Origin of the sequence: Allobosea sp. CER48 (assembly GCF_044752385.1) — a bacterium.
GTDB lineage: Bacteria > Pseudomonadota > Alphaproteobacteria > Rhizobiales > Beijerinckiaceae > Allobosea.
Genome location: NZ_JBIWYK010000232.1, coordinates 1 through 4,973 on the forward strand (window position 1 = coordinate 1; position 4,973 = coordinate 4,973).

The 4,973-nt window shown below is 67.9% G+C and carries 5 protein-coding genes; 1 reads left to right on the forward strand and 4 read right to left on the reverse strand.

What is annotated here, in order from left to right; translation table 11 throughout:
• Nucleotides 1-137: 137 nt before the first annotated feature.
• Both ACIPIA_RS10195 and crcB read right to left on the reverse strand, forming a co-directional pair.
• A complete protein-coding gene (locus ACIPIA_RS10195) occupies nucleotides 138-1,388 on the reverse strand; it encodes an RluA family pseudouridine synthase (protein ID WP_400509125.1) in 1,251 nt (416 codons plus the stop codon).
• Nucleotides 1,385-1,768, reverse strand: coding sequence for a fluoride efflux transporter CrcB (crcB, locus tag ACIPIA_RS10200; protein WP_400509132.1), 384 nt, complete (start codon nucleotides 1,766-1,768; stop codon nucleotides 1,385-1,387). Before crcB ends, ACIPIA_RS10195 begins: the two co-directional genes overlap by 4 nt.
• Before the next feature lie 51 nt (nucleotides 1,769-1,819).
• Between crcB and ACIPIA_RS10205 the strand changes: the two genes are divergently transcribed.
• On the forward strand, nucleotides 1,820-2,239 hold the full coding sequence (locus ACIPIA_RS10205; protein WP_400509127.1) for a hypothetical protein: 420 nt from the start codon (nucleotides 1,820-1,822) through the stop codon (nucleotides 2,237-2,239).
• 39 nt (nucleotides 2,240-2,278) lie between these two features.
• Here ACIPIA_RS10205 and ACIPIA_RS10210 read toward each other — a convergent pair whose 3' ends face one another.
• Nucleotides 2,279-3,589 (reverse strand): replication-associated recombination protein A, encoded by a 1,311-nt coding sequence (locus ACIPIA_RS10210; protein WP_400509128.1) that lies wholly within the window; start codon nucleotides 3,587-3,589, stop codon nucleotides 2,279-2,281.
• Nucleotides 3,586-4,971: a DegQ family serine endoprotease gene (locus ACIPIA_RS10215; RefSeq protein ID WP_400509130.1), complete on the reverse strand. Its 1,386-nt coding sequence runs from the start codon at nucleotides 4,969-4,971 to the stop codon at nucleotides 3,586-3,588. Before ACIPIA_RS10215 ends, ACIPIA_RS10210 begins: the two co-directional genes overlap by 4 nt.
• Nucleotides 4,972-4,973 lie beyond the last annotated feature (2 nt).

The following is a 4,973-nucleotide window of genomic DNA, read 5'->3' on the forward strand; positions in this document are numbered from 1 at the left end:
AAAGGCAGGCGGAAACGATCAAAACCGAACGCATTGTGAGCCCTCCGACGATGAGAACATAGTTAGAACAGAAAGCGGTTTGTTCCGCAACTGTTCTCACACGTCCCACATCACGACAGACGCCCCTGATGGCCGGCCTACTCGTCCGGGGCCTCGACGATCGGATCGTAGGGCGCCTCGTCGAATCCCAGCAGGTTCCAGCTCTGCCGCATATGCGGCGGCAGCGGCGCGCTCACGTCGATCGTACCCTTTCCGCGCGGGTGCGGCAGCACGATCCGCCGCGCCAGCAGGTGCAGCTTGTTCTGGATGCCGCCCGGCAGTTCCCAGTTCTGGATGTTGAAGTACTTGGGGTCGCCGACGATCGGATGGCCGATATGGGTCGTGTGGGCGCGCAGCTGGTGCGTGCGCCCCGTCACCGGCTTCAGCGACAGCCATGCCAACTTCTGCGCGGCGGTCTCGACCACGGCGTAGTAGGTCACCGCATGCATCGCGCCGTCCTCGCCATGCTGGGCGACGGCCATGCGCTGGTCGCCGTCATAAGCCTCCTCGCGCGCAAGATAGGTCGAGATCCGCCCCTGCTTCACCCGCGGAACCCCGGCCACCAGCGCCCAGTAGACCTTGCGGGCCGAGCGCGAGCGGAAGGTCTTGGCCAGCGTCGCCGCCGCGAAGCGCGACTTGGCTATGACCAGGCAGCCGGCCGTATCCTTGTCGAGCCGGTGCACGAGACGCGGCTTCTGCCCGTCCTTGCCGGTCAGCGCCTCCAGCATCTGGTCGACATGCCTGGTGGTGCCGGAGCCGCCCTGCACGGCGAGGCCCGCCGGCTTGTTGAGGACCATGACATCGTCGTCCTCATAGAGCGTGATCGAGCGCAGGAAGCCGATCGTGTCGGCATCCGCCTTGCCCGAGCGGGGCCGCTCGGCCTGCTGCTCCAGCTTCAGCGGCGGGATGCGCACGGTCTGCCCTTCGCTGAGCCGATCCTTGCTGTCGGCGCGCTTGCCATCGACGCGCAGCTCGCCCTTCCGGACGATACGCTGGATATGGCTGAAGGAAAGCTGGGGGAACCGCGACTCGAGAAAGCGGTCGATCCGCATCTCGTTCTCGTCGGGCGTCACCACGAGCTGCTGCACGCCGGTGGAAAGCACCTGTGCCGTCTCGGCCCTCACCTGCGCTCGTGTCGGCTTGGGGGCTTCCTCCGCCCTCGGCGGGCGCGGCGAATGCGGGACGCGCTCCTCGCCCTGCGCAGGCCGCGCCGCTGCGCGGCGGCGGGCGTCGTGGCTCGGCCGCTTGCCGCGTGGAGCCCCTGCGGATGGCGGCTTGCCGCCACGTCCGGAAGCGCCGCCCTTGTTGCCCGGCCCGGCCTTGCCGGGGCCCTTGCCGCCAGTCCTCATGTCAGCCCCCGCACAACAGCAAGCCCACCGACTAGCGCGGCCAGCGATACCACCACCGAGCCGACGACGTAGGTCGCCGCCAGCATCTCCTCTCCGCGCTGCCAGAGCAGCACGGCATCGAGCGAGAAGGCCGAAAAGGTGGTGAAGCCGCCGAGGATGCCCGTGGCGAGGAAGAGGCGCAGATCCTGCGAGGCGCTCTCCCCTGCCTTGAAGGCGAACCAGCCTGCGACCAGGCCCATCAGTCCGGAGCCGATGATGTTGATCGCCATGGTCCCATAGGGAAAGCCCATGCCGAGCCAGCGCGGCGAAACGACATTGACGCCGTGGCGCAGCACGCCGCCCATGCCGGCGCCCAGAAAGACGAGTGCGGTGGAAATCATCCCCGTGGAATAGAGTGCGGCGTTGCCGCGCACAAACGAAATTCGCCGCAATTGACTGCCCATCTGCAGCCGCCTCGCAGCGAGGCGGCTGAGGCGATCGACATGACGGCATGGAATTCAAGCGCGGCGCCGAGCTGCCGATCGGCGCTCCGGGCCGGAGCTGCACTCGCGCTTCTGGCGGCATGCGGCAGTTACGCCGTCGCGCAACAGGGCCCTGCCACGGACTGGCCGACCGAGAAATGCAACCGCTACAAGAAGGCTTACGAGCAAGCCCTGAATAGACAGGGCAAGGCGGGGCTGAGCCCGGATTTCATCGCTAGCCACGACGCTTTCCTCGCGTCCAACTGCCAGGCCCGCGCCGATGTCTGCGCCCGCAGCAAGGAAGAGCTAGATCTCGCCAACAAGCTGGTGCTGATGGCAATGAGCAGCGGCATGTCCGGCACGTTCCTGCCATTCTACTGCCGAAGCTGAGGCGCTCTCGGCGCCGCGGTTCAGCGCAGTCGGGTCGTCTCAGTCTTCGCCGCGCTCCTGCCGCAGCCGCTCCCAATACTCCAGCCGCTTGCGGACCTCACGCTCGAAGCCGCGCTCGGGCGGATCGTAGAAGCGCTGACGCCCCAGCGCGTCGGGCCAGTAGTTCTGGCCGGAGAAAGCGTCCGGCTGGTCGTGGTCATAGGCGTAGTCGGCGCCATAGCCTTCCTCGCGCATCAGCTTCGTCGGTGCGTTGAGGATGGTCTTGGGCGGCATCAGCGACCCCCGCTCCTTCGCCACGCGCACCGCCGCCTTGTAGGCCGCGTAGGCGGCGTTCGATTTCGGCGCCGTCGCGAGATAGATCACGCAATTGGCGAGGGCGAGTTCGCCTTCGGGCGAGCCGAGCTGCTCGTAGGTGTCGGCCGCAGCCCGGGCATGAACCAGGGCCTGCGGATCGGCCAGGCCGATATCCTCCACCGCCATTCGGACCAGCCGGCGCGCCAGGAAGCGCGGGTCTTCGCCGGCGTCCAGCATGCGGGCAAAATAGTAGAGCGCCGCGTCAGGATCGGATCCGCGGATCGTCTTGTGCAGGGCCGAGATCAGATTGTAGTGGCCGTCCTGCGCCTTGTCGTAGATCGGAGCACGACGCTGGATCACCTCGGAAAGGCCGGCCTCATCGAGGATCTCGCCGGGCTTCGCCGCGCGCCAGATCTCCTCGGCCAGCGTCAGCACCGCCCGCCCGTCGCCATCGGCGAAGCGGGCCAGTGCCTGCCGTGCCTCCAGCGTCAGCGGCAGCTCCCTGCCCTCCAGAACCTCGGCGCGGCCGAGCAGGAAGAGCAACGAGCCCTCGTCCAGCGCCTTGAACGTCAGCACGCGGGCGCGCGACAGCAGCGCGGCGTTCAGCGCAAAGGAAGGATTCTCGGTCGTCGCGCCGATCAGCGTGATCGTGCCGTCCTCCATGACGGGCAGGAACGCGTCGAGCTGGGCGCGGTTGAAACGATGTATCTCGTCGACGAAGAGCAGTGTGCCCCGGCCGCCCAGCCGCCGGCCACGCGCAGCCTCGAACGCCTTCCTGAGATCGGCGACACCCGAGAAGATCGCGCTGATCTGCTCGAAGCCGAGGTCGACCAGCCCCGCGAGCAGGCGCGCCACCGTGGTCTTGCCGGTGCCCGGCGGCCCCCAGAAGATCAGGCTGCCCACCGAACCCGAAGCGACAAGGCGCGTCAGCGCGCCGTCCGGCCCGGTCAGATGCTCCTGTCCCGCCACCTCCGCGAGCGTCGTCGGCCTCAAGCGGTCGGCAAGCGGACGCGGGCCGGACTTGTCCAGCCCCGACGCGGAGAAGAGATCGCTCACCCGGGGAAGACCGAGGTGATCGTCTGGCCGTTGCGCGAAATCGTCACCTCCCAGGCGCGCCGGCGGTCCTTCAGGATCGTCTCGACCTCGCGCGAGTTCGTCATCCGCTCGCCGTTGAGTGCCATGATCAGGTCGCCCTTCTGGAAGCCGACATTGGCGGCGGTGCTGCCTTCCTCGATCTCGCTGACGACCACGCCTTCGTTGCCGGTATCGACCGAGAGTTCCTCGGCCAGCGCCGGCGAGAGATTCGCGACGGTCAGCCCCGAGAGCGGCGAACGGCTCGTCAGCTTCACGGGATCGCGCGGACGCGTCTCCGGCGCGGCGACGAGCTTGACCGAGAGATCGACCTTCTTGCCGCCGCGCAGCACCGTGAGCGCCGTCGCCCCACCGATCGGCCGGGTGGCGAAGCGATAGCCGAAGGCCTCCGGATCATCCACGGCGACGCCATCGACCATCAGGATCACGTCGGAGCGACGGAGTCCGGCCTGCTCGGCCGGGCCCTTCTCGACCACGCTGGCGACGACCGAGCCGGCCGGCCGGTCGAGGCCAAGCCCGTCGGCGACTTCACCGGTCAGGCTCTGCAGCCGCGCGCCGAGCCAGGGGCGGCGCACCGTCTTGTTGCCTGATTTGGCGCTGTCCACGACCAGGCGCACCATCGCCGCCGGAATGGCGAAGCCGATGCCGACACTGCCTCCGGAGCGCGAATAGATCGCGGTGTTGATGCCGACGACGCGGCCCTTCATGTCGATCAGCGGGCCGCCGGAATTGCCGGGGTTGATCGCCGCGTCCGTCTGGATGAAGGACTGGGCGTCGCCCACGCCGATCTGCGTGCGCGCGAGCGCCGAGACGATGCCTTGCGTCACCGTCTGGCCGACGCCGAATGGGTTGCCCATGGCGAGCACGATGTCACCGACCTGAAGCTCGTCGGTATCGGCGAGATCGATGGCGGTGAGGTTCCTGGTGTCGGCCACCTTGAGGACCGCGAGATCGGTGCGAGGATCACGCAGCAGGATCGTCGCCTCGATCTCGCGCTTGTCGGCGAAGGCAACCTTCACCTCGCTCATGTTCTCGATGACGTGGTTGTTGGTCACTACGAGGCCGTTGCCGGCATCGACCACCACGCCCGAGCCGAGCGAGCGCTGGACCCGCTCACGCGGCACGCCGAAGCCGCCATCGCCGAAGAAGCGCCGAAAGAACGGGTCATCCATGAAGGGGTTCTGCGGCCGCTTCTCGACGCGCGCCCCATAGACATTGACGACCGCGGCCTGCGTGCGCTTGACCAGCGGCGCGAAGGACAGCGTGACCTGCTCGCGCGTCTCCGGCACCTGGCGCTGCTGCGCCAGCGCAATCCCCATCGGAAGCACAGCCAGGCAGGAGGCCAGGA

Bases quoted from the DNA above. Each gene is read 5' to 3' on its own strand.
- ACIPIA_RS10195 (WP_400509125.1), bottom strand. From the start codon at position 1,388: ATGAGGACTGGCGGCAAGGGCCCCGGCAAGGCCGGGCCGGGCAACAAG.
- crcB (WP_400509132.1), bottom strand. From the start codon at position 1,768: ATGATTTCCACCGCACTCGTCTTTCTGGGCGCCGGCATGGGCGGCGTG.